Annotated in this window: 20 protein-coding genes and 4 tRNA genes; 7 read left to right on the top strand and 17 right to left on the bottom strand. The window is 68.0% G+C overall.

Features of this window, described 5'->3' with window-relative positions; genetic code table 11:
• Positions 1-88 precede the first annotated feature (88 nt).
• The 4 genes from rplK to TF1_RS08285 form a co-directional block, all read right to left on the bottom strand.
• Positions 89-517, bottom strand: a complete 429-nt coding sequence (rplK, locus tag TF1_RS08270; protein ID WP_011293081.1) for a 50S ribosomal protein L11 — start codon at positions 515-517, stop codon at positions 89-91.
• A 219-nt stretch (positions 518-736) separates the two neighbouring features.
• Complete coding sequence (nusG, locus tag TF1_RS08275; protein WP_011293082.1) at positions 737-1,489, bottom strand: transcription termination/antitermination protein NusG; 753 nt, start codon at positions 1,487-1,489, stop codon at positions 737-739.
• A 132-nt stretch (positions 1,490-1,621) separates the two neighbouring features.
• The gene (secE, locus tag TF1_RS08280; RefSeq protein WP_011293083.1) at positions 1,622-1,867 is read right to left on the bottom strand and encodes a preprotein translocase subunit SecE; all 246 of its coding nucleotides are present in this window, start codon (positions 1,865-1,867) and stop codon (positions 1,622-1,624) included.
• Between the two features lie 47 nt (positions 1,868-1,914).
• Positions 1,915-1,987 (bottom strand) — tRNA-Trp (locus tag TF1_RS08285).
• A 244-nt stretch (positions 1,988-2,231) separates the two neighbouring features.
• Here TF1_RS08285 and TF1_RS08290 point away from each other — a divergent pair.
• Together TF1_RS08290 and TF1_RS08295 are read left to right on the top strand one after the other, a co-directional pair.
• Positions 2,232-3,440, top strand: coding sequence for a pyridoxal phosphate-dependent aminotransferase (locus TF1_RS08290; protein ID WP_011293084.1), 1,209 nt, complete (start codon positions 2,232-2,234; stop codon positions 3,438-3,440).
• Positions 3,441-3,574: 134 nt separating this feature from the next.
• Positions 3,575-4,603, top strand: coding sequence for an adenosine deaminase (locus TF1_RS08295; protein ID WP_011293085.1), 1,029 nt, complete (start codon positions 3,575-3,577; stop codon positions 4,601-4,603).
• A gap of 35 nt (positions 4,604-4,638) precedes the next feature.
• On the opposite strand, the gene TF1_RS08300 is transcribed toward TF1_RS08295, so the two are convergent.
• The 12 genes from TF1_RS08300 to TF1_RS08355 all read right to left on the bottom strand — a co-directional run bounded on the left by TF1_RS08300 (position 4,639) and on the right by TF1_RS08355 (position 17,803).
• The gene (locus TF1_RS08300) at positions 4,639-5,253 is read right to left on the bottom strand and encodes a TMEM165/GDT1 family protein (protein WP_011293086.1); all 615 of its coding nucleotides are present in this window, start codon (positions 5,251-5,253) and stop codon (positions 4,639-4,641) included.
• Between the two features lie 519 nt (positions 5,254-5,772).
• The gene (locus TF1_RS08305) at positions 5,773-6,843 is read right to left on the bottom strand and encodes a UDP-N-acetylmuramate dehydrogenase (RefSeq protein ID WP_011293087.1); all 1,071 of its coding nucleotides are present in this window, start codon (positions 6,841-6,843) and stop codon (positions 5,773-5,775) included.
• 74 nt (positions 6,844-6,917) lie between these two features.
• Positions 6,918-7,343: a MaoC family dehydratase gene (locus TF1_RS08310; protein ID WP_011293088.1), complete on the bottom strand. Its 426-nt coding sequence runs from the start codon at positions 7,341-7,343 to the stop codon at positions 6,918-6,920.
• A 16-nt stretch (positions 7,344-7,359) separates the two neighbouring features.
• The gene (locus TF1_RS08315; RefSeq protein WP_011293089.1) at positions 7,360-7,818 is read right to left on the bottom strand and encodes a MaoC family dehydratase N-terminal domain-containing protein; all 459 of its coding nucleotides are present in this window, start codon (positions 7,816-7,818) and stop codon (positions 7,360-7,362) included.
• Between the two features lie 212 nt (positions 7,819-8,030).
• The gene (gene rpmG, locus TF1_RS08320; protein WP_011293090.1) at positions 8,031-8,195 is read right to left on the bottom strand and encodes a 50S ribosomal protein L33; all 165 of its coding nucleotides are present in this window, start codon (positions 8,193-8,195) and stop codon (positions 8,031-8,033) included.
• A gap of 83 nt (positions 8,196-8,278) precedes the next feature.
• Positions 8,279-8,351, bottom strand: a tRNA-Met gene (locus TF1_RS08325).
• Positions 8,352-8,454: 103 nt separating this feature from the next.
• Positions 8,455-8,530: transfer RNA gene (locus TF1_RS08330), tRNA-Thr, on the bottom strand.
• Positions 8,531-8,761: 231 nt separating this feature from the next.
• The gene (locus TF1_RS08335) at positions 8,762-10,849 is read right to left on the bottom strand and encodes an ATP-binding protein (protein WP_011293091.1); all 2,088 of its coding nucleotides are present in this window, start codon (positions 10,847-10,849) and stop codon (positions 8,762-8,764) included.
• Positions 10,850-11,020: 171 nt separating this feature from the next.
• Complete coding sequence (locus TF1_RS08340; protein ID WP_061783795.1) at positions 11,021-15,367, bottom strand: TIGR02680 family protein; 4,347 nt, start codon at positions 15,365-15,367, stop codon at positions 11,021-11,023.
• A 145-nt stretch (positions 15,368-15,512) separates the two neighbouring features.
• A complete protein-coding gene (locus TF1_RS08345) occupies positions 15,513-16,721 on the bottom strand; it encodes a TIGR02678 family protein (protein ID WP_011293093.1) in 1,209 nt (402 codons plus the stop codon).
• A gap of 65 nt (positions 16,722-16,786) precedes the next feature.
• Complete coding sequence (locus tag TF1_RS08350; RefSeq protein ID WP_234351651.1) at positions 16,787-17,440, bottom strand: DUF2397 family protein; 654 nt, start codon at positions 17,438-17,440, stop codon at positions 16,787-16,789.
• 280 nt (positions 17,441-17,720) lie between these two features.
• Positions 17,721-17,803 (bottom strand) — tRNA-Tyr (locus TF1_RS08355).
• A 233-nt stretch (positions 17,804-18,036) separates the two neighbouring features.
• Here TF1_RS08355 and TF1_RS08360 point away from each other — a divergent pair.
• Positions 18,037-18,534, top strand: coding sequence for a YajQ family cyclic di-GMP-binding protein (locus TF1_RS08360; protein ID WP_011293095.1), 498 nt, complete (start codon positions 18,037-18,039; stop codon positions 18,532-18,534).
• A gap of 81 nt (positions 18,535-18,615) precedes the next feature.
• Here the strand turns inward: TF1_RS08360 and TF1_RS08365 are convergent, their stop codons facing one another.
• Positions 18,616-19,479: a M48 family metalloprotease gene (locus TF1_RS08365; protein WP_016189251.1), complete on the bottom strand. Its 864-nt coding sequence runs from the start codon at positions 19,477-19,479 to the stop codon at positions 18,616-18,618.
• Positions 19,480-20,026: 547 nt separating this feature from the next.
• On the opposite strand from TF1_RS08365, the gene TF1_RS08370 reads away from it, so the two are divergent.
• From TF1_RS08370 to TF1_RS08385, 4 genes are all read left to right on the top strand, one after another.
• Entirely contained in the window at positions 20,027-21,880 is a 1,854-nt protein-coding gene (locus TF1_RS08370) for a 2-oxoacid:acceptor oxidoreductase subunit alpha (protein ID WP_011293097.1), read from the top strand.
• On the top strand, positions 21,870-22,928 hold the full coding sequence (locus TF1_RS08375; protein ID WP_016189252.1) for a 2-oxoacid:ferredoxin oxidoreductase subunit beta: 1,059 nt from the start codon (positions 21,870-21,872) through the stop codon (positions 22,926-22,928). Before TF1_RS08370 ends, TF1_RS08375 begins: the two co-directional genes overlap by 11 nt.
• 126 nt (positions 22,929-23,054) lie before the next feature.
• Positions 23,055-23,720 (top strand): SDR family oxidoreductase, encoded by a 666-nt coding sequence (locus TF1_RS08380; RefSeq protein WP_016189253.1) that lies wholly within the window; start codon positions 23,055-23,057, stop codon positions 23,718-23,720.
• A 160-nt stretch (positions 23,721-23,880) separates the two neighbouring features.
• Complete coding sequence (locus TF1_RS08385; RefSeq protein WP_011293100.1) at positions 23,881-24,384, top strand: hypothetical protein; 504 nt, start codon at positions 23,881-23,883, stop codon at positions 24,382-24,384.
• Positions 24,385-24,592: the final 208 nt, after the last annotated feature.

Genomic DNA, 24,592 nt, shown 5'->3' on the forward strand with positions numbered 1-24,592 from the left:
CTCCTGGGAAAGGCTTGTGGTGTGGGCCAGCGCCTGGCCCTGCCACGGAGGAACAAAGAGAAAAAGACAGTCGCCGGAAGGCGCCTGACTACTTGACTTCGATGCCCATGGAGCGGGCGGTGCCGGCGATGATCTTCTCGGCGGCTTCCAGGCTGGTGGTGTTCAGGTCAGGGAGCTTGGTCTGTGCGATCTCGCGGACCTGGTCCCGCGTGATCGAACCGGCGACGCTGCGGCTCGGCGTGCTGGCCCCCTTCTCCAGCCCGGCGGCCTTGAGGATCAGCGCAGGCGCCGGAGGCGTCTTGGTGACGAAGCTGAAGGAGCGGTCCTCGTAGATAGAGATTTCTACGGGGATGATGTTGCCGCGCTGGGATTCTGTAGCAGCGTTGTACTGCTTGCAGAATTCCATGATGTTGACGCCGTGCGGACCAAGCGCGGTACCGACAGGCGGCGCCGGAGTGGCCTGACCAGCGGGAAGCTGGACCTTAACCACAGCCGCAAGCTTCTTCTTCGGAGGCATTTCGGGTCCTTGTCTTACATCTCGGGTTGATCATGGCCCCTCGCCCCGCCTGCGTAGCGGGGCACACGGCGGCCCAGGGCAGGGCAGCCGGGATTTCCTGCCCCCGGAACGTGGCGGGGGCGGCTCGGTGACCGCGGGGACCGTTCGGTCGTCTTCCAGCCTTACGGGCCAGTGCATGACGGGCCCACCGAGGTGGACCCGTCAAGTCTAAGCGAACTGTCAGATCTTGGAGACCTGGTTGAATCCCAGTTCCACCGGTGTCTCCCGCCCGAAGATCGACACCAACACCTTGAGCTTCTGGGTGTCGGGGTTGACCTCGCTGACGGTGGCGGGAAGCGTGGCGAAGGGACCGTCCATCACGGTGACTGACTCGCCGATCTCGTATTCGACCTCGCCACGAGGCTCGGCTTCCTTCTTCGCCTGCTCCTCTTCCGTCTCGGGCTCGGGCGCCAACAGTTCCGCAACCTCGTCGAGGCTCAGCGGGACAGGGCGGTTCGACAGACCCACGAAACCGGTGACGCCAGGCGTGTGCCGGACGGCCGCCCAGGACTCGTCGGTGAGTTCCATGCGGACCAGCACGTAGCCGGGCAGCACCTTCTCGGTGACCTGCTGTCGCTTGCCGCTCTTGACCTCAGTGACCTCCTGCGTAGGCACCTCAACCTGGAAAATGTAGTCCTCCATGTTGAGGGACTGCGTGCGGTTCTCCAGGTTGGCCTTCACCCGGTTCTCGTAGCCCGCGTAGGTGTGCACGACGTACCATTCGCCGGGCAGCAGCCGAAGCTCGGCTTTGAACTCCTCGATCGGGTCGAGCTCGGGAGTCTGGTCCTTGGAGGTGTCGCTCTCCTGGGCCTCGACTTCGTCGGCAACCTCAGCAGCTTCCGCCTGCTCGGCACGCGGACCGGTCTCTTCCGCCGACGACTGATCCCGCTCCTCGTTGGGGAGGTCGTCAGAGGTCAGTGGGGACTCGGACACGGCTGCTCTTTCTCTCGTCGGATTAAGCGCTCACTACTGGCTTCGAAAACACAAGAGGCCAGCACTGTCAGCTTATGGTCTCACCCGAGGCGATGAGACCTTTCTGACCGTGCCGACCTCGGATATGCCAGGTTAGGCTGCCTGGCCCACCAGGCCATACAGCCAGGTGACGCCTTCGCCGAAGCCGAAGTTCACGAGGGACACATAGCCGATCATGATCAGCACGAACACGATGACCACAACGGTGTAGGTAAAGAGTTCGCGCTGAGTTGGCCAGCGGACCTTACGGAGTTCAGCGACGACCTGCTTGGTGAAGGTCACCGGACCGGTACGACGCTTCCGCTCCCCGCTCTTGGCGCCCGTGTCAGTCTGTGCCACCTCAGGTCCTTAGGGCTCGGGACACTCTGCTCTCAGAGTCTCGTTTGCAGGGCAGAAGGGACTCGAACCCCCAACCGCCGGTTTTGGAGACCGGTGCTCTACCAATTGAGCTACTGCCCTTGGCCATGCCTGACTACACGATAACCGGTTACCGGCTTCCACGGCCAGATAGCCCGCAGTCGTCGGCTGCGAACCGGCTATCAGTGGCCAGAGTCTATGCCAACTCTGTGCCTATAACCAACTCGGATTCCGTTATCGCTGGTAAGCAAGGTGCAGCGGAGAGTGACACCCGGGTGACTTTCGTCCTTTCCCGTCGGCCTACCGGAGTATCAAACTCCGGAAGCAGGCATGGAACGATGGAGCCATGACTGACCGACCTCGTATCTCCGCACGCATCGGCGGTATCTCCGAGTCAGCGACCCTGGCGGTGGACGCCAAGGCCAAGGCCCTGAAGGCCGCTGGGCATCCCGTGATCGGCTTCGGCGCCGGGGAGCCTGACTTCCCCACGCCCGACTACATCGTGGAGGCAGCGGTCGCCGCCTGCCGCGACTCGCGCTTCCACCGCTACACCCCGGCGGGAGGCCTCCCCGAACTCAAGGAAGCCATCGCGGCTAAGACGCTGCGCGACTCCGGCTACCGGGTGGAGCCGAACCAAGTCCTGGTCACCAACGGCGGCAAGCAAGCGATCTACGAGGCGTTCGCCACGCTGCTCGATCCGGGCGACGAGGTCATCGTGATCGCGCCCTACTGGACCACCTACCCTGAATCGATCCGGCTGGCCGGAGGAACCCCGGTCTACGTGGTCACCGACGAGTCCACTGGCTACCTGGCCACGGTCGAGCAGCTGGAGGCGGCCCGCACCGACCGCACCAAGGTGCTGCTGTTCGTCTCCCCCTCGAACCCGACCGGCGCAGTGTACTCGCCCGAGCAGGTCCGCGAGATCGGCCGGTGGGCCCTCGAACACAACCTGTGGGTGCTCACCGACGAGATCTACGAGCACCTCGTCTACGGGGACGCCCGGTTCTCCTCGATGCCGGTGGAAGTTCCGGAACTGGCCGACCGCACCGTGGTGGTCAACGGGGTGGCCAAGACCTACGCCATGACCGGGTGGCGGGTCGGCTGGCTCATCGGCCCCGTGGACGTGGTCAAGGCTGCGACCAACCTGCAGTCGCACGCCACCTCCAATGTGGCCAACGTCTCGCAGGCCGCGGCTCTGGCAGCGGTCTCCGGCGACCTGTCGGCCGTGGAGGAGATGAAGCAGGCCTTCGACCGGCGGCGGCAGACCATTGTGCGGATGCTCAACGAGATCCCCGGTGTGGTGTGCCCCGAGCCCCAGGGCGCGTTCTACGCCTACCCGTCGGTCAAGGAGATCCTCGGCAAGGAGATCCGCGGTCAGCGTCCGCAGACCTCCAGCGAGCTGGCGTCGCTGATCCTGGAGCACGCCAAGGTCGCGGTGGTCCCGGGCGAGGCGTTCGGCACTCCGGGCTACCTGCGGTTGTCCTACGCGTTGAGCGACGCCGATCTGGTCGAAGGGGTCAGCCGGATCGCCAAGCTGCTGAGCGAAGCCCACTGACCGGCGTCAGGTGCGGCGCCTCGCGGCTGTGCGGGGCAGGTGGCCGTACCAGCTGAGCCGTCCGTCCTCGAGGCGGACGGCTTCTTTCGTTTCATTGGGCACCATTGGGAGACGCTTTACGGCACCCTTGTGTCATGAGACGTCCCATCGAACAACTTCCCAAAGCCCACCTCCACCTGCACTTCACCGGTTCGATGCGGCATTCCACCCTGATCGAGCTGGCAGCCAAGCACGGGGTGCACCTGCCGCACGCGCTGGTCGAGGAGTGGCCGCCGAAGCTGCGTGCCACCGACGAACGGGGCTGGTTCCGCTTCCAGCGGCTCTACGACATCGCCCGTTCGGTGCTGCAAACCCCCGACGACCTGTACCGGCTGCTGCGGGAGACCGCCGAGGACGAGCGGGCTGCCGGTGCCGGCTGGCTGGAGATCCAGGTGGATCCCAGCGGGTATGCGTCCCGTTTCGGTGGTCTGACCGCCACGCTCGAGTTGATCCTGGACGCCGCGCAGGTTGCGGAGGCGGCGACCGGGGTGGGGATCGGGGTGATGGTGGCGGCCAACCGGACCAAGCATCCGCTGGACGCCAAGACCCTGGCCCGGCTGGCGGTCCAGTACGCGGGCCGCGGGGTCGTGTCTTTCGGGTTGAACAATGACGAGCGGCGCGGGCGGGCCCTGGATTTCGAGGGCGCGTTCCGGATTGCGCGCCGGGCCGACCTGCTGCTGGCGCCGCACGGCGGGGAGTTGAGCGGGCCGCGGAGTGTGCGCGAGTGCCTGGACATGCTGCAGGCCGACCGCATCGGGCACGGGGTGCGCGCGGTCGAAGACCCTGTCCTGGTGGAGCGGCTGGCCGCGCAGGAGGTGACCCTCGAAGTGTGTCCGACCTCGAACGTCAGTCTCGGGGTGGTCGACGAGCTCGAGGAGGTCCCGCTTCGCCGGTTGTTCGACGCGGGGGTGCCGGTCGCGCTCGGCGCCGACGACCCGCTGCTGTTCGGTCCCCGGCTGGCCGAGCAGTACCACATCGCCCGGGAGGTCTTCGGCTTCTCTGATGCGGAGCTGGCCGAACTGGCCCGGATGTCGATCCGCGCGTCCGGTGCCCCGGAGGCGCGGAAGAAGGAGATGCTCGCCGGAGTGGACGCCTGGCTGGCAGCCCCGCCCGCCCGCTCCTAGGCCCTGCGGGTGAGGCTGCCGGCCGGGCCCTCTCCTCAGGCTGTGGACAGCACGAGTTGGCCGAGCCCTTGGACCACCATGACCAGGCCGGCGAGGAAGAACAGGGTGGCCGCCCCGATCCGGATGACGTGCTCTGGAAGCTTCTTCCCCAGCAGCGCGCCGAGCGCGATCCCGAGAGCGTCCGCCGCGACCATGCCCACGGTGGAGCCGATCCACACCGCCAGCCACGACAGGGGGATGCCCACGTGGTCTGCGCCGACGGTGACCGTGGCGAGCATGGTCTTGTCGCCGAGTTCGGCGAGGAAGAAGATCATGGCCACGGTGAGGAACACGGAACGGGTGGGCCGCGTGGCCGCGCGTGCTTCGTCAGCGTCGGTGAGTTCGTCGCCGCGGAGGGTCCACACTCCGAAGCCGAGGAAAGCCAGGCCGGCGATGAGGGACAGCCAGTCGTGGGGCAGGGCCATGCCCAGGATCTCGGCGAGCAGCACGCTGATGCCGTGGACGACGACCGTGGCCGCGGTGATCCCCAGTAGGACGGTGCGGATCCGGTAGCGGCTGGCCAAGGACATCGCCACCAATTGGGTTTTGTCCCCCATTTCGGCGACGAGGACCACGGCCGTGCTCATGCCCAGAGCACCGAGAAAAGCCATTAATTCCGCCCCTCATTTTTATTTTCGGGAAGAAGAAAGGTGAATACCGCTCTTCATCCCGAAAACACCCGAGCATTCGAGGGGTTTGTCCGCTGGAATATACACCCGCGTGATCCAGGCCACTCCTGGTGAGAGCCGGTGGAGTGCCCACGCAGCGCAAGGACTACTCCCCTCTGCACGGCATCCACCGTAGTGAAGAGAATTCGAGAGGGCAATTCATTGGAATGGCTTTTTTAAATCGGGCCCCAGGCAAACAAAAGAGTTCGGTGCGCCTTATTTTTCTTTTGGCTCAGGCCAAGAGATGTGTTGGTTTTATCGCCCGTGGTCGGGGGGTGCAGCGGGGGCGCGGAGGCGGTCTGCTTTCTGTCCGCGGCAGGGCAGGGGGTGTCCTGGGGTCAGGGGAAGACCACGGCGGGAAAAGGCCGCGGAGCAGAAAGCCTCGAGGGGGAAGTGTCCGCGGGCAGTCAGGAGCGGCCTGGCGGCGCGCTGCCGCGTCCGCCTGGCCGCGGTGCTCCCCGTTCAGAGGGTGACGCCGATCATGACCGGCTCGTTGACCAGCGTGATCCCGAATACGCGGGCCACGCCCGCGCGCACTTCACGCGCCAGGGCCAGCAGGTCGGCGGTGGTGGCGCCGCCCCGGTTGGTCAACGCCAGCGTGTGCTTGGTGGAGATGCCCACCGGTCCGGTGCCGTACCCCTTGGGGAAGCCCGCGCGTTCGATCAGCCAGGCGGCCGACGTCTTCACGCGGCCGTCGCCATCCGGGTAGGCGGGTGGGGTCACCTCCGGACCGAGCACTTCCGCGACCCGCTGGGTGAACCGAGCGAACTCGTCGGCGGACAGGATCGGGTTGGTGAAGAACGATCCTGCGCTGCGCGTGTCCGGGTCCGCAGGGTCGAGCACCATGCCTTTGCTGCGGCGCAGGGACAGCACGGCGTCGCGGACGTCCGCGAGCGGTACCTGGTCGCCTTGGGAAACGCCGAGGCTGCGGGCTAGTTCGGCGTACCTGATCGGACGGCTCAGCTTCGACCGGGTCAGTTCGAAGACCACGTCGCACACCACGTAGCGGTCGCGGCCCTTGAAGATGCTGGTGCGGTAGGCGAACCCGCACTCCGCGGCCGAGAGCACTCTGGTGCGGTCTGCTGCGCGGTCGTAGACCGTGACTTCGACCACGGTCTGGCTGATGTCCTGGCCGTAGGCGCCCACGTTCTGGATGGGGGTGGCGCCGACCCGGCCGGGGATACCGGAGAGGGCTTCCACTCCGGACAGTCCCTCGTCTACACAGCGGGCGACGAAGGAGTCCCATTCCATCCCGGCGTCAACGCGCACGCGGACGACGGTGTCGTCGACTTCGGTGTAGGAGAGGTCGGAGGAGTCCACCTGGATCACTGTGCCCGCGAACCCTTCGTCGGCCACCACCAGGTTGCTGCCGCCGCCCAGCACGAGCAGCGGGTCGCCGCTGCGGTCGACGTCCCGCACGGTCGCGATCAGTTCGTCGGTGCTGGCCACGGAGCAGAAGCGTGCGGCGGGGCCGCCCAGCCCGAGCGTGGTGTAGTCGGCGAGCGGCACGTTGCGGGCGAAGCTGGTGGTCACGGGTGGCACCTCTGTGGGTCTGGGAGCGGAAACCTCCTGTGCCGCAGCCTGGTGCGGCACAGGGCCCGGAACAGTCAGGGCAGGCGCACCACGGCGGTGGAGCGCGCCAGGACCTTGGCGCCGGCGGAACGGGCGGTGATGGTGACGACAACCTGGTTGTCGTCGAGCTTCTTCGTGACGGTTCCGCCGACCACGAGTTCGGCTCCCTCGTCGTCGTCCGGGACGACGACAGGAGCGGAGAAGCGGACCCCGTACTCCACCACCGCGCCAGGGTCGCCGACCCAGTCGGTGATGACGCGGCCGGCCTGGGCCATGGTGAACATGCCGTGCGCGATCACACCGGGCAGTCCCACGTTGCGGGCGACCCGGTCGCTCCAGTGGATGGGGTTGAAGTCGCCGGAGGCTCCGGCGTAGCGGACGAGGTCGCTGCGACGCACCCGGAACGTCCGCTCGGGCAGTTCCGTGCCCACCTCAACGTCGGCATACCGGACAGTGGTCATCTGGGCTGCTCCTCACTCACGTCCCGGACGGTGCATCGCCGCGTACCACGAGCATGGTGACCGAGGTGACGACGTGTTCCCCGGCCGTGGTGGCGATCTCGCTTTCCAAGGTCAGCATCTCGTTGCCGGCCAGGGATTTGATGTCGGTGATCGTGGTGCGGCAGGTCACCACGTCCCCGGCCTGGAGGGGGCGGCTGTAGCGGAACCGCTGGTCCCCGTGGACCACCCGGGAGAAGTCCAGGGCCAGTTCAGGGTCGGCGATAGCCTGCCCCGCACCTTCCATGCTCAGGATGATGGGGAAGGTGGGAGGCGCGATGACGTCGGTGTACCCGGCTTCTTTGGCGTGGGCAGGATCGCGGTAGAGCGGGTTCGGGTCCGAGATCGCGTCCGCGAACTCGCGGATCTTGACCCGGGTCACCTCATAGGGCTCGGGGAGCTCGTATGCCCGTCCCAGATAGTCGCGGTTGATCGCCATCGACGTCCTTCACTTGTCACACCGTGGGGTCTCATCATGCCGGGTCGTGCCGGAACTGGGACAGGGCCAACACACCGGTAGCCCAGTGAGCGGGCAGGCTCACTGGGCTACCGGGAAGTCCAGACCGCGTCCGGTCGGAATCTGAAGATCCACCACGACCGCTGCTGGGCCGCGCTCCACTGTTGAGCGCTGGCGGCCTGCGGGATATCGACCTAGCGGGTTTCCCTGTGCTCCCGATGCGTACGGCAGTTGGGGCAGTACTTCCTCAGCTCGAGGCGGTCGGGAGTGTTCCGACGGTTCTTGCGGGTGATGTAGTTGCGGTGCTTGCACTCCTGGCAGGCCAGGGTGATCTTCGGCCTCACGTCGGTGGCAGCCACAGTGGAGTGCCTTTCTCACTGAGCGACAACGGACATTGAAAAAACCCGCGTTCGTCCCCGGTTTCCGGGGGTCCCGCAGGTAGTAGCGGAGGCCGGACTCGAACCGACGACACAGCGATTATGAGCCGCTTGCTCTACCGACTGAGCTACTCCGCCTTGAATCGAGAATCCGGTCCACCAGCAGCGACACCGGCTCTTGACCTGGCCGGCGAGTGGCCTGTCTGACGACCGACCACGTGCGTGGACCGGACCTCAATCGTGGAGCCCCTTTACGGAATCGAACCGTAGACCTTCTCCTTACCATGGAGACGCTCTGCCGACTGAGCTAAAGGGGCACGCTCTGTTGGCTTCCCCCTTTTGGGGTCCGCCCTTCGCGTTGATTCGAATATACATCGCTTCCGGGGTGCTCTGCCAACTCGAAGCCCGGCGCACTGCTCTCGAATCTCGCCGCGGCCAGGACCCTAGGCGCTGCCCGCCCTCTCCCTTCTCACTATATCCGCAGGTCATCGGACGTGTTACCGGGTCTATGGACCGCTCATCCTGGAGATCAGGTTCCATCTCGGAGATCAGTGCGGGGTCACCCAGACGTTCGACAGGGCGTCGCGGTGGATCGTCCGGATATCCGCAGGCAGGTTGAGGCGGCGCAGCGCATCAGGCAGGCGGGTGTCGTGGGTGAAGACCACGAGCTGCCGGTGACGGCCCACCTCCGCCAAGACCGTGGCCAGTCCCTCCACGGTCTCGGTGTCCATCGCCTGCACCGGGTCGTCGAGCAGCAGGAAACCGAACGGGTTGCCCGGCACCAGGGTGCGGGGCAGGCAGATGGAGAGCGCGAGGGCCTGGAACTCGCCCTGGCTGAGCAGCCCGGGAGCGCTGTCCGGCCCGTCGATGCCCTCCACGCTCACGTCGACCGCGACGCGGCGCTGTGCTCCCCGGCCCACCAGGCGCAGCGCTGTCAGGTCGATGTGGCGCTCCTGGCGGAGCTGCGCCCACACCTTCTCGGCGTGGGCGGCCAAGGGAGTGAGCCGTTCCGCGCGCATCTCGCGAGCGACCGCGGACAGCCAGTCCAGGGCCCGGCGGGCGGGCTCCAAGCGCTGGCGCGCGGTGAGGGCCTCCCGTGCGTCCTCGAGCCAGGCGCCCAACTGTTCGGCGAGGCCCGCCCAGCCGTCAGTGGGATCGGTGAGCTGCTCGGTGGCGGCCTTGCGCGCGGCGATCGCTGCGGAGCGCAGCCGCCGCCCCACGGTTTCCAGGTGGTTGGCCAACTGGGTGAGGTCGGTGATCTCCGCCCCGGCCGCCCACTCGGCCCAGATCTGGCCCAGCTCGCTCTCCGGCGGCAGCCACGAGGGCGGCGGGGCCATGAGGAACCGGGCTTGGTCTCGGGCGGTTTCGGCCCGCTGGTAGGCGTCTGCGGTGCTCGCGGCGATGGGTTCCAGTCGGGCGATCTCCGCGCGGACGCGGTTGACCCACTCCGGGCCGAGCGCATTGGGGGCGCCGCAGGTCAGGCAGTCGGTTTCAGCGGGGTAGCGCTCGTGGTGGTCCAGTGCCTGGCGGAGCAGCTCCACCAGGCTGCGTGCCCGGTCCCCTTTGGTCCCCGCGGTCATGGCGAGCTCCATCGCGGCGCCGCGCAGCTCGCTGGCCACGTCGTTGATGAGGGAGCGTTCGGGCACTGCGAGACGGCGCAGGCGGCGGAGCACGACCTGCTGGGCAGGGTCGGCGGGCCCTTTGTCGGCGGCGATCGCGGCCAACCGGTCCAGGTCGAGCGAGGAGGAGGTCAGCAGTTCGACGGCGGTGGCGGCCCGGGGGTCGTTGCTGGCGCGCAGCTGGTCCAGGAGGTAGGGCAGGTCGTGGGCGGGGCGCTGGGTGGTTTTGGCGAGCCGGTCGCACGCTTTGGCCAGTCGGCGTTCGATCTCGGTGAGTTCGCTCAGTCCGAGCAGCGCGGTCAGCGTATCGTAGAGCTCGGCGGAGCGTCCCGTGATGGTGCGACCCAGTTCGTCGTAGGAGAGGAAGGGCCGGTACCGGGCGAGGTCCTCTCCCCAGCCGAGGCTGGCGAGGCCGCCGACGTCCCCGGTGGGCAGGACTACTTCGCCGCGGGCGGAGCGGACGCTCTCCCCGGTCCACACCCGGGTGACCCGGGTCACTCCTTCCTCGCCCACCCGCTGCAACTCGACAGTGATTTCCGTCACGTCGTCGCAGTGCAGGTTGCGCCAGCCGTCCCGCCACGCCGTGGGCATGGCTTCCCAGCGGAGGTTACGGCCGGTAAGAGCGGCCTCTACTGCTTCGGCGAAGCTGGATTTCCCGGATCCGTTGCGGCCCACGATCACGGTGAGGCCGGGGCCGGGCGGGAATTCGAGGGTGGCGGCGCGGCCGATGCCACGGAAGCCTTGGACACGGACTCGCCTGAGATAGCAGTGCCGGAGGTGCCGCGGCTGCGCCGGCGCCGGTCCGGAGGACGGGAGGGGGAGGTCGACTTGTTCCCCGCGCAGGCAGGCGGCGAGCGCGTCGTCACCGTGGATGGCGGCGAGGACCCATCGGCGTGCCGTGGGGTCCAGTGGCGACTGGGCCAACCGCTCCCCTAAGGCGTAGAAGGGGGAGGTTGTCGACCTCGGCTGTGAAGGCTCCGCTGTGAATCCCTGGGAGGTCGTCACCGTCGTCACCACACCTGCTCCGTTCGTGGCCTCGCCTGTGCAGATTAGGACATAGCGGGCGAATTTCCCATCGTGCCGCGGCCCCGTGCCCGGGAGCCGGGACAGTGGGCGGGAAACGCCCGCGACCCCGACTCCACGATCTTTCGCCCTCGCCCCACCACGGCAGGCAAGAAGCGATCTTTATCACACTCCATTGAGGCGGCGCCGTTTGCCGTCCCAGGTGAAGTGCAAGGTGGCGATCCCGGGTTCCGCCGGGTCGCGCAGGCATTCGTAGATGTTGAGCTTGGGGACGTTCGGGAAGCAGCCCCAGACGCGCTCCGAGGTGAGCATGAAGTCGAGGTCGAGTTCGACGAGCATGCCCAGCAGACGGCCGTGGGTGGGTTCGTCGACCTTGGCGAACGCGTCGTCGAGCAGGATCAGCCGGGGGGTCTGCGGGGCGTGGACGGCGAGCGCGCTGAACTGGGCTGCTGCCGCAGCGAACAGCACCAGGTAGGCGATCACCCGCTGTTCGCCCTGGCTGAGCGCGGTGCGGTGGGTGAGGCGCCGCTCCCGTTCCGGGTGGGCGGCGTCGGTGACGTAGACGGTGAAGGCGAACCAGGACCGGTAGTCCAGCGCGGCGCGCAACTGTGCGCTTCCGGTCGCTGTGGGGTCGAGGCGGCGGATCGCCTCGATGCAGCGGCGCAGGGCGTCGCGGAGCCGGGTGGTCTCCACGCGGGTGCGCTCCTCGGCCGGGCGTTCCAAAAGCGGCACCACCGCGTGGATGTCCTCGTCCGCATCAGGAGCGAGCGTCCACTCCAGACGCACCCCGAGACCTTGGGAGGTGGTGACCTCCCCCAGGACGCTGTTCATCGCGTCGATGAGCTCTCGCGCCTCGCTGATCTGGCGGGACAGGTGTCCCGCAAGCTCCCCGAGGAGGTGCCGTTCGTAGGCTTCCTCTTCGCGGGCCGCCACGGTCTCTTCCGCTTCGGTGATCCGCGTGCGCAGCCGCTCGGCGTAGTCGACGATGTCGTGGGTGCCGTGATCGTCGTGGACGGTGACCCGTTTCACCCCTGCGGGTTCGGTGAGTTCGGTGCGGGCCGCCACGGCGGGAATTGCGGCGAGGCCGCGGTGCAGCTCCTCGTGGCCGCGCAAGATGCCGCTGTCGTCGACATCCGTGTCGCTCTGGTCGAGTCCGGACTCGATCGCGCTGATCAGCGTGTCGAGGACGCGGATGCGCTTGGTGAGGTCGTCGCTGCGCTCCGGGTCGGATTCCGCTGCATCGTAGGCGGCCAGCGCTCCCTCAGGTTCAGCGAGTTCACGGAGTCCTGCCGCGGCCAGCAGTCCCTGGTCGACTTCGCCGGTGGGAGTGGCGAGCATGGCTCGGAGCCGCGCTCCGGCGGCCAAGGCACGGTGGGCCTGTTCGGCGCGTTCCACCGTGGCAGCGCTGTGGCGGGTCTCGACCGCGACCCGCTCGTCCCGGATGCGTTGGGCGTCCCGTTCGACTGCGGGCAGGGCCTCGTCCGCGGTGTGGGCGCGGGAGCGCACCTGTTCGATCGCGTTCTCGATCTGCGCCGGGTCGGCGGCGCTGGCCCGGTCGGTGAGCTCGGTCTCGCGCCGAACGGTGATCATGTCGTTGATGGCGGCGCTGGCCGCGTCCTCGGCGACGATGCGGGCTTCCCGGGCCCGTTTCCAGTCGGCGACGTGGCGCCGGTAGTCCTCGAGTCGTCCGGCGAGGATCTCCAAGTCCCGGTGGGCCGCGGAGATCTGCACGCGCAGCGCCCCCAGGGCCCCGCGGATCCGGGCGAGCTCCTCGTAGTGGGCGGGGAGCTGGTGTTTCAGGGCGAGCTCGGCCAGCGACGCCCGCTGTTCGAGGGCGGCGCTGCGGGCTGCGTCAGCGGCTGCGCGGGCCGCGGCGTGGGCGCGGACGGTCGCGGCGAGCCAGGTGCGGGCCTCGTCCAGCACGGCCCAGGCCGCGGCAAGGTCGGCGCCGGAGGGGACGGACCGGTTGATCCGCACCAGGCTCTCGTAGCGGTTGTCGATCTCGGCGCGGCGCTCCTGGGCTTCGGCGAGCAGCGCCTCCGCCATTTCGATGCGCCGTTCAGCTTTGGCCCGGTGGCGTTCGAGCGCCTGGGCGCGGGCCTCCTCCCCGATGTATTCGGCGGTGGCCTTGTGGTGGCGTCCCCAGGCGACGCCGAGCCGCCAGCGCCCGTCGAGGGAGACGTAGTTCTCTGCTCCGGAAGACGCGTCAGCGGGCTGGAACCAGGACGATCCGTCTCCGGATGGCGCGGGGGATTCTTCGTCGCCGAGCAGGCGGATGGAGGAGAGCAGTGCGGTGACCGCGGCACGGTCGACTTTCACGGACTCGTCCTCGACCGGAACCAGAGCGTCGGCCAGGGTACGGCCGCTGAGCGCCGCGGTGGGGCTGAGCAGCAGGTCCCTAGTGTCGTGGTCGACGACTGTCCCTTCGGGGGTGATAAGTCCGACAAGCAGGCCGGAGGCTTCCAGAGCGGCTTCGAGCCCGGCCCGCTCCTCAGGGGAGAGATGGTCGGCGAAGTCGACCGCGCGGTAGAGGGGAACGCCGGCGTCAGCGTCCCGTGGGGCGGTGGCCCAGGCCGGACGAGGCGCGGTGACGGGGGCGGTCTCGTCTGCGCGGCGCTCCGCGAGTTCCGCGAGTTCCGCGGCGAGGTCGTGCTCCTCGCTGAGGGCTGCGTCCCGGGTGTGGCGCACCTGGGCGAGGAGCGGTTCAACGACCGCGTGGGCCTCGTGGAGCACGGTTTCCGGCAGATCCGCGGACAGGACGCGCAAGTCTTCGTCGAGCGGAGGCTCGACGCGCTGTTCCAAAGCGTCCAACGCCCCTTCGATGTCGGCGTCGTCCGGGGCAGCGGCGCGCAGGGCGTTGCACCATTCACGGACGGCGGCAGCGTAGTCGTCGCTGGCTTCGCGGACCTGGTCGATGGCGGAGCGTTCCCGTTCCCGGGCTTGTTCGACGTGGCTGTCCGCCCATTCCGCTTCGCTGGTGAGGTCGGCTTCCCGGCGTTCGGCCGCTTCCAGTTCCAGGGCGCGCTGGTAGAGGTCGTCGACGAGGGTTTCGCGCTCGGCGGCGGCAGCGTCGGTGTGGGTGAGCCGGTCGTGGAGGTCGGCGAGCCGTCGCCGCAGCGCGTCTATCTCGAGTCCCTGCACCGGGGGGCGTTCCACGGCCTGCTCGAGCCCTTCAAGGTTGACCTGGGTGACGCTTTCCCGGGGGGCGAGGGTGACCCGGACCGGCTGGGGGACTTCGCCGAGGCGGGCAGGGTCGATGCCGGAGGCGCGCGCGGCGTCGCGGAGACCGAAGTGAAGGCGGCGCAGTCCCCCGATGCCGCGTTCGATGGCGGCGCAGTCGCGGTCGATGCGGTGGTGGGCCTGGGATTCCGCGGAACGGGCGTGTTCGCTGGCGACCCAGGCGGCTTCGGCGGCGCGGATGTAGGCGGCTACCGCGGCGTAGCGGGCTTCGCGTTCTCCCCGGCTCAAGGCCTGCCGCGGGTGCGCGGCGCTTGCGGTGAGGGTCGCCGCGTCCGAGTGTGCGGTGTCCCGGGTGCGGCGCAGGCGGTCGCGTTCCTCTTGTGCCTTGCTCTCCGCGGAGACGAGGGTGTCGAGTTCGGCTTCGAGCCGGGCGAGTTCCGCGTCGCGTTCCTCGAATGCGGTGATCTGCTCGCGTACCGCCGCGGCCTGCTGGCGTAGGACGCCGTGCAGGTAGCCGCGGTAGTCGGTGAGGAAGGCGGTGGCGTGCTCGTGGGCGGTGCGCAGCGCGGTGAGGCGGGCGCGGGCGCTTTCCAGGTCGGCGATGTTGCGGGCGACCTCGTCGAGGACGGCGTCGTCCATCGGGGGGAGGGCTTCGGACAGTACGGAGACGAGTTCGCCGGCTTCGAGGCGTTCGCCGACGGTGGGGCGGCGGAGCCGGTAGAGCAGGTGGATGAGGTTGCGGTACCGCATGGGGTCGTCGAGGCCGAACAGGTCGCGCATGACCCTGGTGCGGTAGCCGAGGGCGGTGTCGTAGCAGTTGTCGGGGCCGACCGCGGCGCGGAGGCGTTCGATGGGCAGCGGGCGGCCGCCCTCGATGAGGGTGAGATCGTCGCCGACGCGGCGGTCGGTGACGAAGAAGATCGGGCGGGCGTCAGGCTGGTCGGGTACGGCGAGGACTGCGGCGCCGAGGGTGCGCCGCTGCGGTTGGCCGTCGTCGCCGCGGCGGGCGAATTCGACCCACAGGTAGCCCAGCGTGGTGGTGTCGGTCTGGGTGGCGGTGGTGTCCCCGGTCTCGGTGGCGGTGCGCCCTTCCAGCATGAGCCAGCGCAGGCTGGTCCGGCTGGTGCCGGTGGTGTCGAGACGGCGGGCGTCTCCGTCAAGGAGGAAGGGCAGCAGCATTTCCAGGGCTTTGGATTTCCCTGCCCCGTTACGTCCGCGCAGGAGCAGGCGCCCGTCCCCGAATTCGAAGATGTGGTTGTCGTACTGCCAGACGTTGTGGATCCCGGCACGTTCGAGCCGGTAGCGCTTGGGGAGGGTGGTGTCCTGTCTCATCGGCCGTCCTCCACTCCGTACCGCTCGTCTTGGGGCCCACCGTGCCGGATAGGCAGGGCTCCGGGGATGGGGTCATTGTCCCGGATGCAAGAGATGATCGGGAATGTCTCTTTTGTCGTGCGGGTGGTTGTCGCACCGTGGTCGCTCATTCGGCATCGCTCCGGGCGAAAGCGGCGTCGCGGTAGCGTGCGGCGGCGGCGAGCAGTCGCCACCCTTCGGTCAGGCGTTGAGGCGCGTCGTCGGTGGTGACACGGTCGAGCAGTCGACTGTCGTGGAGCAGGGTCAGGATGCGTTCGGCGAGATCGTCAGGGTCGGGGACGTGACTGTGGGCAGTGTGTGACCACTGGTGGACGTTGTCAACGACCGCGGCGAGTTCCGTGTCGAGCAGCTCCGCGGGGATCGGAATCCCGTGGCTGAACGGCGGCGGGGCGAGCATGGTGACGAGGCGGGACAGCAGGACCAGGGCGGAGTAGCTCACCAGTCCTTTTCCGGGGAAGGTCGTGGGATGGACGGCTTCCCGGGGGTCATCCATGGCCTCTGCAGGCATGATCAGGGCCACGCCTTCGGCGCGGATCTCCAGGTCGCAGCCGAGGAGATCCGCGAGTTCCGCTGCGGCCCGCCACTGGTGGCGGGCGAGCTGGACCCGGTGGACCGTGCTGAGCTCTTCCCGGTAGACGACCGGGGTTTCCGCGAGCAGGCGGCGCAGGGTGAGTTCGGCGGCTTTCTCGTCGGAGGAGACCGAGTCGCGTTGGACCAGGTTGACGAACTCCTCCGGGGTGGCCGTGTGCGGGATGTGGGCGAGCAGGTGCGCGGCGATCCCGTGGTTGACGGCCAGGGCGACTTCGCAGGTGCCGTCCCTGGCGTAGTCGGCGAGCCGTCCCCCGGTCTCGGTGAGCACCCCCCATCCGACGAGTCTGGTGAGCCCGGCGACGAAAGCGCGGCGCTCCCCCAGCCTCGCTTCGGGGTCGAGGGCGAGCCCGGCCTCCTCGGCAGCGGCCCGCACCCCCGCAGCCAGCTCGGCGACGGTGGTGCGCGGACCTGCATCGGGCAGGGCCGCGAGAGTCAACGCCATATAGGTGTAGGCGCGCGGGGTGAACGGCGCGCCGCTGTCGCGGAGCAGTGGGGTGGTCACCGTGTGGACCAGCCCGGTCTTCACCAGCCTGGCGTGGTCGTCGGCGATGAGCAGCTCGTAGCCGAGCACGCGCCGGAACTGGCGGACGAGCCAGTCGGAGTGGGCTTGGACGAGCGCGAAATCCTCGGGATGGCTGTGCACGGTGATGAGGGGGTCCGCCAGTAGTCGGCGGGCCGCAGCCTGACGCTCAATGGTGAGCGCGATGTCCTCCTTCGCGGCCACGTTCTGGCGTCACCTTCCTGGTCGGGGTGGGAGTGCTTGCGAAGACAGGAGCGGGTGGCGGCTGCTTACACCGCGAGGTTGTCGGCGTCGTCCGACCCACTCATTGCCGGGACGGGGGTGTGGGGCTCCGTGTCGGTGTCCGCTACGGCGTCGCTGCCGTGCTCGGGTTCGGTGCGGGCGTAAGGGGTGGCGCACAGCCGCAGCCCGGTGAGGGTGAGGTCGCCGCCGTCCTCACTGAGCACGAGGACGGCATCGGCATCGTGGCGCACATGGAGCCGGATGTCGAGTTCGAGGTCGCCGGCACTGACTGGGGCGGCCGTGGCGTCGCCGGAGCCGAGGGCACGGGTGAGGAGCTCCACGAGCACTCCGAGCGCCGCCTGGGACAGGGTGATACGGCCGGTGCGGGGCGTCAGTTCGGCGAGACGGGACCGCACTTCCTCAGCAGCGGAGCGCCGCCAGTGGGCCGCGGCTTCTGCGGTGTCGCGGAGGCGCACCTGTTGGGCGCTGTGGTCTTCTGCCGGGGCAAGAGCCCCGCCTCGGGCGGGGCGGACCGCTGACGTGTCCGCGGGGGGAACATCCCACCAACTGGCGGCCACTGCGATGGTCTCCTCGGTGCTGCCGCTGAGGTGCCGCGCGGGGTAGAGGGAGAACGCGGCGGTGAAGAGGCGGTGGGCCGTGGCCGCGTCGGCCTGGTCAAACCAGGAAGCCAATCTGAGCACGGCGGCGCGCCCGTACGGCGGTTTCGCGCGTCGGTCTGCTGGCTCCCGGATCACTGAGTCACCCACATCACAGCAGACTAGAGATTTCCCGGGGCGGTTGCCTCCCGAATCCGCTGAGATCTGGCTCGCTCCCCGCGATACGGTCGGGAATTCCACCGGGCTCAGGTGTCTGCCAGAGGTGCCGGGATGCACCGGCCGGAGAGCGCTGAACCGTGCCCGAAGACGGCAAAAGCGGCCTTCTTCCAGGGTTGTCCCTGGTGAAGACCGCTTCTGCGACCTGTGGCAGGTGTAGGGTTCGAACCTACGTAGGCTAACGCCGGCAGATTTACAGTCTGCTCCCTTTGGCCGCTCGGGCAACCTGCCTTGGGCGTGGTGGCCTCTGTGACCTCACGCATGAATGAGGATAGCGGACAGTGGCCCAGAGACGAAATCGAATCCCGCTTCCCTCGCGCTCTGGGATATTCGGAGAGGCTCCGGGCTAAGCTCTGTCACTGCTGCGGCTGGGCCGTGACACCACTGCCCGGCCCGCCCTGATCGCCGTCTACCGGCCGGACCGAGAGTCTCTGGCCCAGGAAATGTGGGGGTTGCGAGCAGACGTGGCTGCCGAATCCAGCTTCGACATCGTCTCCAAAATCGATCGGCAGGAGGTGGACAACGCAGTCAACCAGGCCAGCCGGGAACTGTCCCAGCGTTTCGACTTCAAAGGGACAGGGTCGACCATCTCGTGGGCCGGTGAGCACGCGGTAGAGATCAAGTCCAACTCGGAGGAACGGGCGAAGGCGGCGCTCGACGTCTTCAAGAGCAAGCTGGTCAAGCGCGGTGTGTCGCTGAAGATCCTGGACGTGCCCGAGACGCCGAAGGTGTCCGGCAAGGAGTACCGCCTGCCGATCACGCTGAAGGAAGGCATCAGCCCGGAGAACGCCAAGAAGATCGCCAAGATGATCCGAGAGGAGTTCCCCAAGGGGGTCAAGGCCCAAATCCAGGGTGATGAGCTGCGGGTCAGCTCGAAGAAGAAGGACGACTTGCAGGCGGTCATCGCCATGCTGAAAAACAGCGACCTGGATGTGGCGCTGCAGTTCGTGAACTTCCGCTAGGCCCCGGTGCGGACCGAGCCGGATAGGCAGACGCAGGGGTGTCGGGGCCGCGGTGTAGTGCACCGGCTCGGGCACCCCGAGTTATTCACAGTTCCACCGCTGAGCGAGGGCATGGAGCCGGCGGATGCGCTCCCGGGTCGGCGGGTGCACCGCGAAGATCCGCCCTTCCCGCTGGCCGGCGAAGGGGTGGGCGACCATCAAGTGTGCCGAGGTGAGCAGCCCCCGGTGCACGGGGAGCGGGTGGACGCGGGAGACGACTTCGATCCGGTGCAGGGCGTTGGCCAAGCCGATAGGGTCCCCGGTGAGGCGGGCAGCCGCCTCGTCCGCCGCGTATTCTTGGGCGCGGCCGACTGCGGCGCGGATGACCGCGGCGGCGATCGGGCCGACCACGAGGAAGAGCAGTCCTTGGAGCAGGTCGTGCCCGTCCTCGTCGTCAGAGTCGGCCAAAGGCAGCAGCAGGGACAGCGCGGTGAGGGACGTGATGCTCAACGCGAGCATTGCGGCGACCGTACCCACGATGGTGTCGCCTTTGCGCAGGTGGGTGAGTTCGTGCGCGATGACCCCGCGGAGTTCGCGCTCGTTGAGGAGGGACAGGAGCCCGGTGGTGCAGCACAGTGCGGCGCGGCGGCGGTTCCACCCGGTGGTGAACGCGTTGGGGGCTTTCGTGGGCGACAGGTACAGCCGAGGCATGGGCTGGCGTGCCTCGGTGGCGAGCTCACGGACGATCCGGTACAGCTCGGGCTGTTCGATTTCGCTGACGGGGCGGGCATGCATCGCCCGCAGCGCCATCGTGTCGCCGAAGAGGTAGATGAGGCCGTTGACGAGGGCGACGATGACGATCCCCAGCTTGATTCCGGTGATCCCTCCGCACACCCACCCCAGGATGATCAGCAGTATGGAGAGACCGACCACGAGCGCTGTTGCGCGGAGCGCGTTGTGCCGCACGCCCACTCCCCTCCATGCTCGGATGGCCCTGCCCACCTGCTCGGTCAGTACACCGTGACCAACGTCCAGACCTTGCTGCGACGTTCCCCGGACCAGGGGAGGAAGGGGCGTCTTTCTGCCCACCCCACCCCCAACGCGCAAACTATGATCATCTATAGTTTTTCTGTGATCTTCACTACTCGTCGTCCCAGCAGCGGGTGCACCCTCGTCCGGCGACGGCATGTGGACCTGCTCAGGATCAACGGCGGTCTGTGTCGCCCCTGACACCGGGGCCACAGCCGAAGACGGCGCCATCGACCTGGCCCGCCACCCCCAACCCCCATCCTTGTGACATGTCTCTGTTCCCGGTACGCGTAGGCTTCTCCTCCGAAGCCTAGAAGGCAAGTGCGGCCACGGCAGCGTCGCCGACCGCACTTGGGGTGACCCTTCACCCCGGGACAGCGACTGAGCCGTGACGAACCCAGCCACTCCTCGCCACGGTGAGACTGAGGCAACCCCAAGCCGCCGCGTGCAGCGTGGCGACTTCCTTAGGAGGTCGGCGATCTCAGTGCCCAAAGAGATCCAACAACTCGACCGTGTCATCATCCGTTTCGCCGGAGACTCCGGTGACGGTATGCAACTGACCGGCGACCGGTTCACTCAGGAAACCGCGTCGTTCGGCAACGACCTATCTACCCTGCCGAACTTCCCGGCGGAGATCCGCGCCCCGGCTGGGACCCTGCCCGGTGTGTCCAGCTTCCAGCTCCACTTCGCCGACCATGACATCATGACCCCGGGTGATGCACCCGACGTGCTGGTCGCGATGAACCCGGCGGCGCTGAAGGCGAACCTGGAAGACCTGCCCAAGGGCGCCACCATCATCGTCAATACCGACGAATTCACCAAACGCGCGCTGGCCAAGGTCGGCTACACCACCAACCCCCTGGAAGACGGGTCCCTGGCCGACTACAAAGTCAGCCCGGTGCCGTTGACCTCGCTGACGGTCAAGGCGCTGGAGTCCTTCGACATTTCTAAGAAGGACGCCGAGCGAGCCAAGAACATGTTCGCTCTGGGGCTGCTGTCGTGGATGTACAACCGTCCGACCGAGGGCACCCTGAAGTTCCTGCAGACGAAGTTCGCGAAGAAGCCCGAGATCATGAACGCCAACATCGCGGCGTTCAAAGCGGGGTGGAACTTCGGCGAGACCACTGAGGACTTCGCGGTCTCCTATGAGGTCAAACCGGCAGCCCTGCCCGCCGGCCGCTACCGTAACATCACCGGGAACCTGGCGCTGTCCTACGGGTTGATCGCCGCGTCGAAGCTGAGCGGTCTGCCGCTGTTCCTCGGCTCCTACCCGATCACTCCGGCCTCGGACATCCTGCACGAACTGTCTAAGCACAAGCGGTTCGGTGTGCGCACATTCCAGGCCGAGGACGAGATCGCGGGTGTGGGTGCCGCACTGGGTGCGTCCTTCGGCGGCGCTCTGGGGGTCACCACCACGTCGGGTCCCGGTATGGCGCTGAAGGCCGAGACGATCGGCCTCGCGGTGATGACTGAACTGCCGCTGGTGATCATCGACGTGCAGCGGGGCGGCCCGTCCACGGGCCTGCCGACCAAGACGGAGCAGGCCGACCTGCTCATGGCGATGTTCGGGCGTAACGGCGAGTCGCCGCTGCCCGTGCTGGCGCCGCGTTCGCCCTCCGACTGCTTCGCGATCGCGATCGAGGCAGTGCGGATCGCCACCAAGTACCGCACGCCGGTCATCGTGCTGTCCGACGGCTACCTGGCCAACGGTTCGGAGCCGTGGCGGATCCCCGAGCTTTCGGAGCTGCCGAAGCTGGAGGTGGCGTTCGCCCGGGAGCCCAACGGCGAGAACGGCGAGTTCCTGCCGTACCTGCGCGACCCGGAAACCTTGGCCCGTCCCTGGGCTGTGCCGGGCACGCCGGGCTTGGAGCACCGGGTCGGCGGTATCGAGAAGAGCGACCGCACCGGTGAGATCTCGTACGCTCCGGCCAACCACGACCTGATGGTGCGCACCCGCCAGGCCAAGATCGACGGGATTGCGCGCGACATCGAACCGCTCGAGGTGGACGACCCCACGGGTGACGCCACCGTGCTCGCGCTTGGCTGGGGCGGCACCTATGGGTCGATCGCGACTGCGGTGCGCCAGGTCCGCCGGACCGGGGCCAAAATCGCCCACGCCCACCTGCGCCACCTCAACCCCTTCCCCGCCAACCTGGGCGAGGTGCTGAAGCGCTACGAGCGGGTGGTGGTGCCTGAAATCAACATGGGCCAGTTGGCTCTGCTGCTGCGCGGCCGGTTCCTGGTCGACGTCATCAGCTACACCAAGGTGCGTGGTCTGCCGTTCAAGTCCGACGAACTGGCGGGCGTGTTCCAGGAGGTCATCGACCGTGCCGAGTGAGAAGAACGGAGCCGTGTTCCGCGGTCTCAAGCTGGTGCCGCGCAGCGACACCACCTACAAGATGAAGGACTTCAAGTCCGACCAGGAGGTGCGCTGGTGCCCCGGGTGCGGTGACTACGCCATCCTCTCGGCCTTCCAGGGCTTCCTGCCCGAGCTGGGAGTGCCGCGGGAGAACATCGTGGTCATCTCCGGTATCGGCTGCTCGTCCCGGTTCCCCTACTACCTGTCCACCTACGGGATGCACTCGATCCACGGGCGCGCCCCGGCCATCGCTACCGGGCTGGCGGCTTCCCGATCGGATCTGAGCGTGTGGGTGGTCACCGGTGACGGCGACGCCCTGTCGATCGGCGGCAACCACCTCATCCACGCGATGCGCCGCAACGTCAACCTCAACATCCTGATGTTCAACAACCGGATCTACGGGTTGACGAAGGGCCAGTACTCGCCCACCTCTGAGGCGGGCAAGATCACCAAGTCGTCGCCGATGGGGTCGCTGGACAACCCGTTCAACCCGGTGGCGTTGGCGCTGGGTGCCGGGGCGACGTTCGTGGCGCGCACCGTGGACTCGGACCGCAAGCACCTGACCGAGGTGCTGCGCGCCGCCGCGGACCACCCGGGGACCTCCTTCGTGGAGATCTACCAGAACTGCCCGATCTTCAACGACGACGCGTTCGCCCTCGTGAAGGAGCCTGGCGAGCGAGACAACCGGGTGCTGCGCCTGGAGCACGGCCAGCCGTTGAAGATCGGCGAGGACCGGGGCGTGGTCTTCGGGGAGTACGGCCGGTTGACCGTGGTCGACCTTGCTGACGTGAGCGAGGACCAGCTCGTGGTGCACGACGCCCACCGGGCTGACCCCTCCTACGCGTTCGCTCTGGCCCAACTGGACGAACCCGCGTTCGAACACGTGCCGATCGGCGTGTTCCGTGACGTGGAGGCCCCCACCTACGAGGAGGCCATGGCCGAGCAGATCGAGCAGGCCCGGGCCACGCAGGGTGAGGGTGACCTGATGGAGCTCCTCGCGGGAAGCGACACCTGGACCATCAAGTAGTCGCGGTTTCCCGTGTGTGGGCGCGCATCCGTGCGGTGCGCGCCCACAGGCGTTTAGAGGGCCGTGCCCGCCTGCTGTGCCGGGGATGCCGTCGAGTGCGCCATGCCGCGTACTAGCCTTTCGGTCATGCGTATTGTCATCGCTGGAGGACACGGCAAGATCGCCCTGCGGTTGGCACGGCTGCTGGCCCAGCGCGGCGACACCCCGGTGGGCCTTATCCGTAACCCTGACCATGCCGACGATGTGCGGGCGGCCGGCGCGGAACCGGTCGTCATCGACTTGGAGGCGACCACCGTCACCCAGGTGGCGGAGAAGATGATGGGTGCGGACGCGGTCGTGTTCGCTGCCGGGGCTGGCCCGGGCAGCGGGGCCGCGCGCAAGGACACGGTGGACCGGGCTGCCGCGATTCTGACGGCTGACGCGGCGTCTCTGGTGGGGGCCCGTCGTTTCCTCATGATCTCCGCGATGGGCGTGGACGAGGGGCCTGCTCCGGATGCGGACCCGGTGTGGGCAGCCTACCTGCGGGCGAAGAAAGCCGCCGACGACGATCTGCGCGGGCGAAGCGAGCAGTTGGACTGGACGATTCTGCGTCCGGGGCGGTTGACGGACGACCCGGGCACGGGGAAGGTCCGGCTGGCTCCTAGCGGAGTGGGGCGGAGCACGATCTCGCGGGACGACGTGGCTGCGGTCCTCGTGGCGCTCTTGGACGCGCCCGGCACCATCGGCAAAGTGCTGGAAGTGGTTGGCGGGGAAACGCCGATCAGCGAAGCGGTCGCTGCGGTGAGCCGGTAGCAAGCGGGTGCGGTAATTGCTGCGAACTCTCGGGCTCTCTGGTGGCTCTCAAAAGGCAGAAAAGGCATCATGGTGAGGTAGTCCGCGTTCTCCGCACTCAGAGCGGGGAGGGTGACGGACGTGGAGCACCGCCCGTCAAGGGCAGATGGGGACGGTAGAGATGGGCGTCACACAGGTTGTGAGGGACAGCACTGTCGTCGAGCACGCCAAGGTGGCGGCGCAGCAGAAGCGGCGCATGTTCGTCGTGCAACTGCGCGTCAACGCCTACGACGAGCCTTCCAGCAGCGTCCGCCCCGGGTTGACCCGCATCCTTGAGGGGATCGAGGAAGCCGGATGGCGGTTGGACCAGATCTCCTACAGCCAGGACAGCAACGGGGACCCCGCCCAGTTGTGCATCTTCCGTCCCGCTGAGGAAGCTAAGCCGCAAGCCGAGCAGGAGCAGGCTGCCGCGGAGCAGGCCTCGCAACCGCACACGGGCCAGCAGCAGCCGCACACCGGGCAGCAGCAGCCTTACCAGCAGGACCCGTACGCCAATTACCCGTACCCGCACGGGCAGCAGGGCTACGGCCAGCAGCCGTACCCGGGCTACGGGCAGCAGGGCTACGGCCAGCAGCCCTACCCGTATGGCCAGCAGTACCCCGGATACGGCCAGCAGCAGTGGTGAGCTGCGGAGGGGACAGGGTCTGACCCGGCCCTGTCCCGCCGCGGCGGACAGGCCTGCCACGGGCCCCGCCTGTCGTCCAGGCCAGGTATCAGGCGCTTCCCGCCCCCTGCGCCGCGGGTTTCGCGGCGTTGCGAGCGCGGCGACAGCCCGCCCATGCCCGCCGTGTCACATCGGCGTTCCCTGATGCGTCCTTCCCCCTGTGGGCGCT

It is taken from the genome of Thermobifida fusca NBRC 14071 = JCM 3263, assembly GCF_001592045.1.
GTDB lineage: Bacteria > Actinomycetota > Actinomycetes > Streptosporangiales > Streptosporangiaceae > Thermobifida > Thermobifida fusca.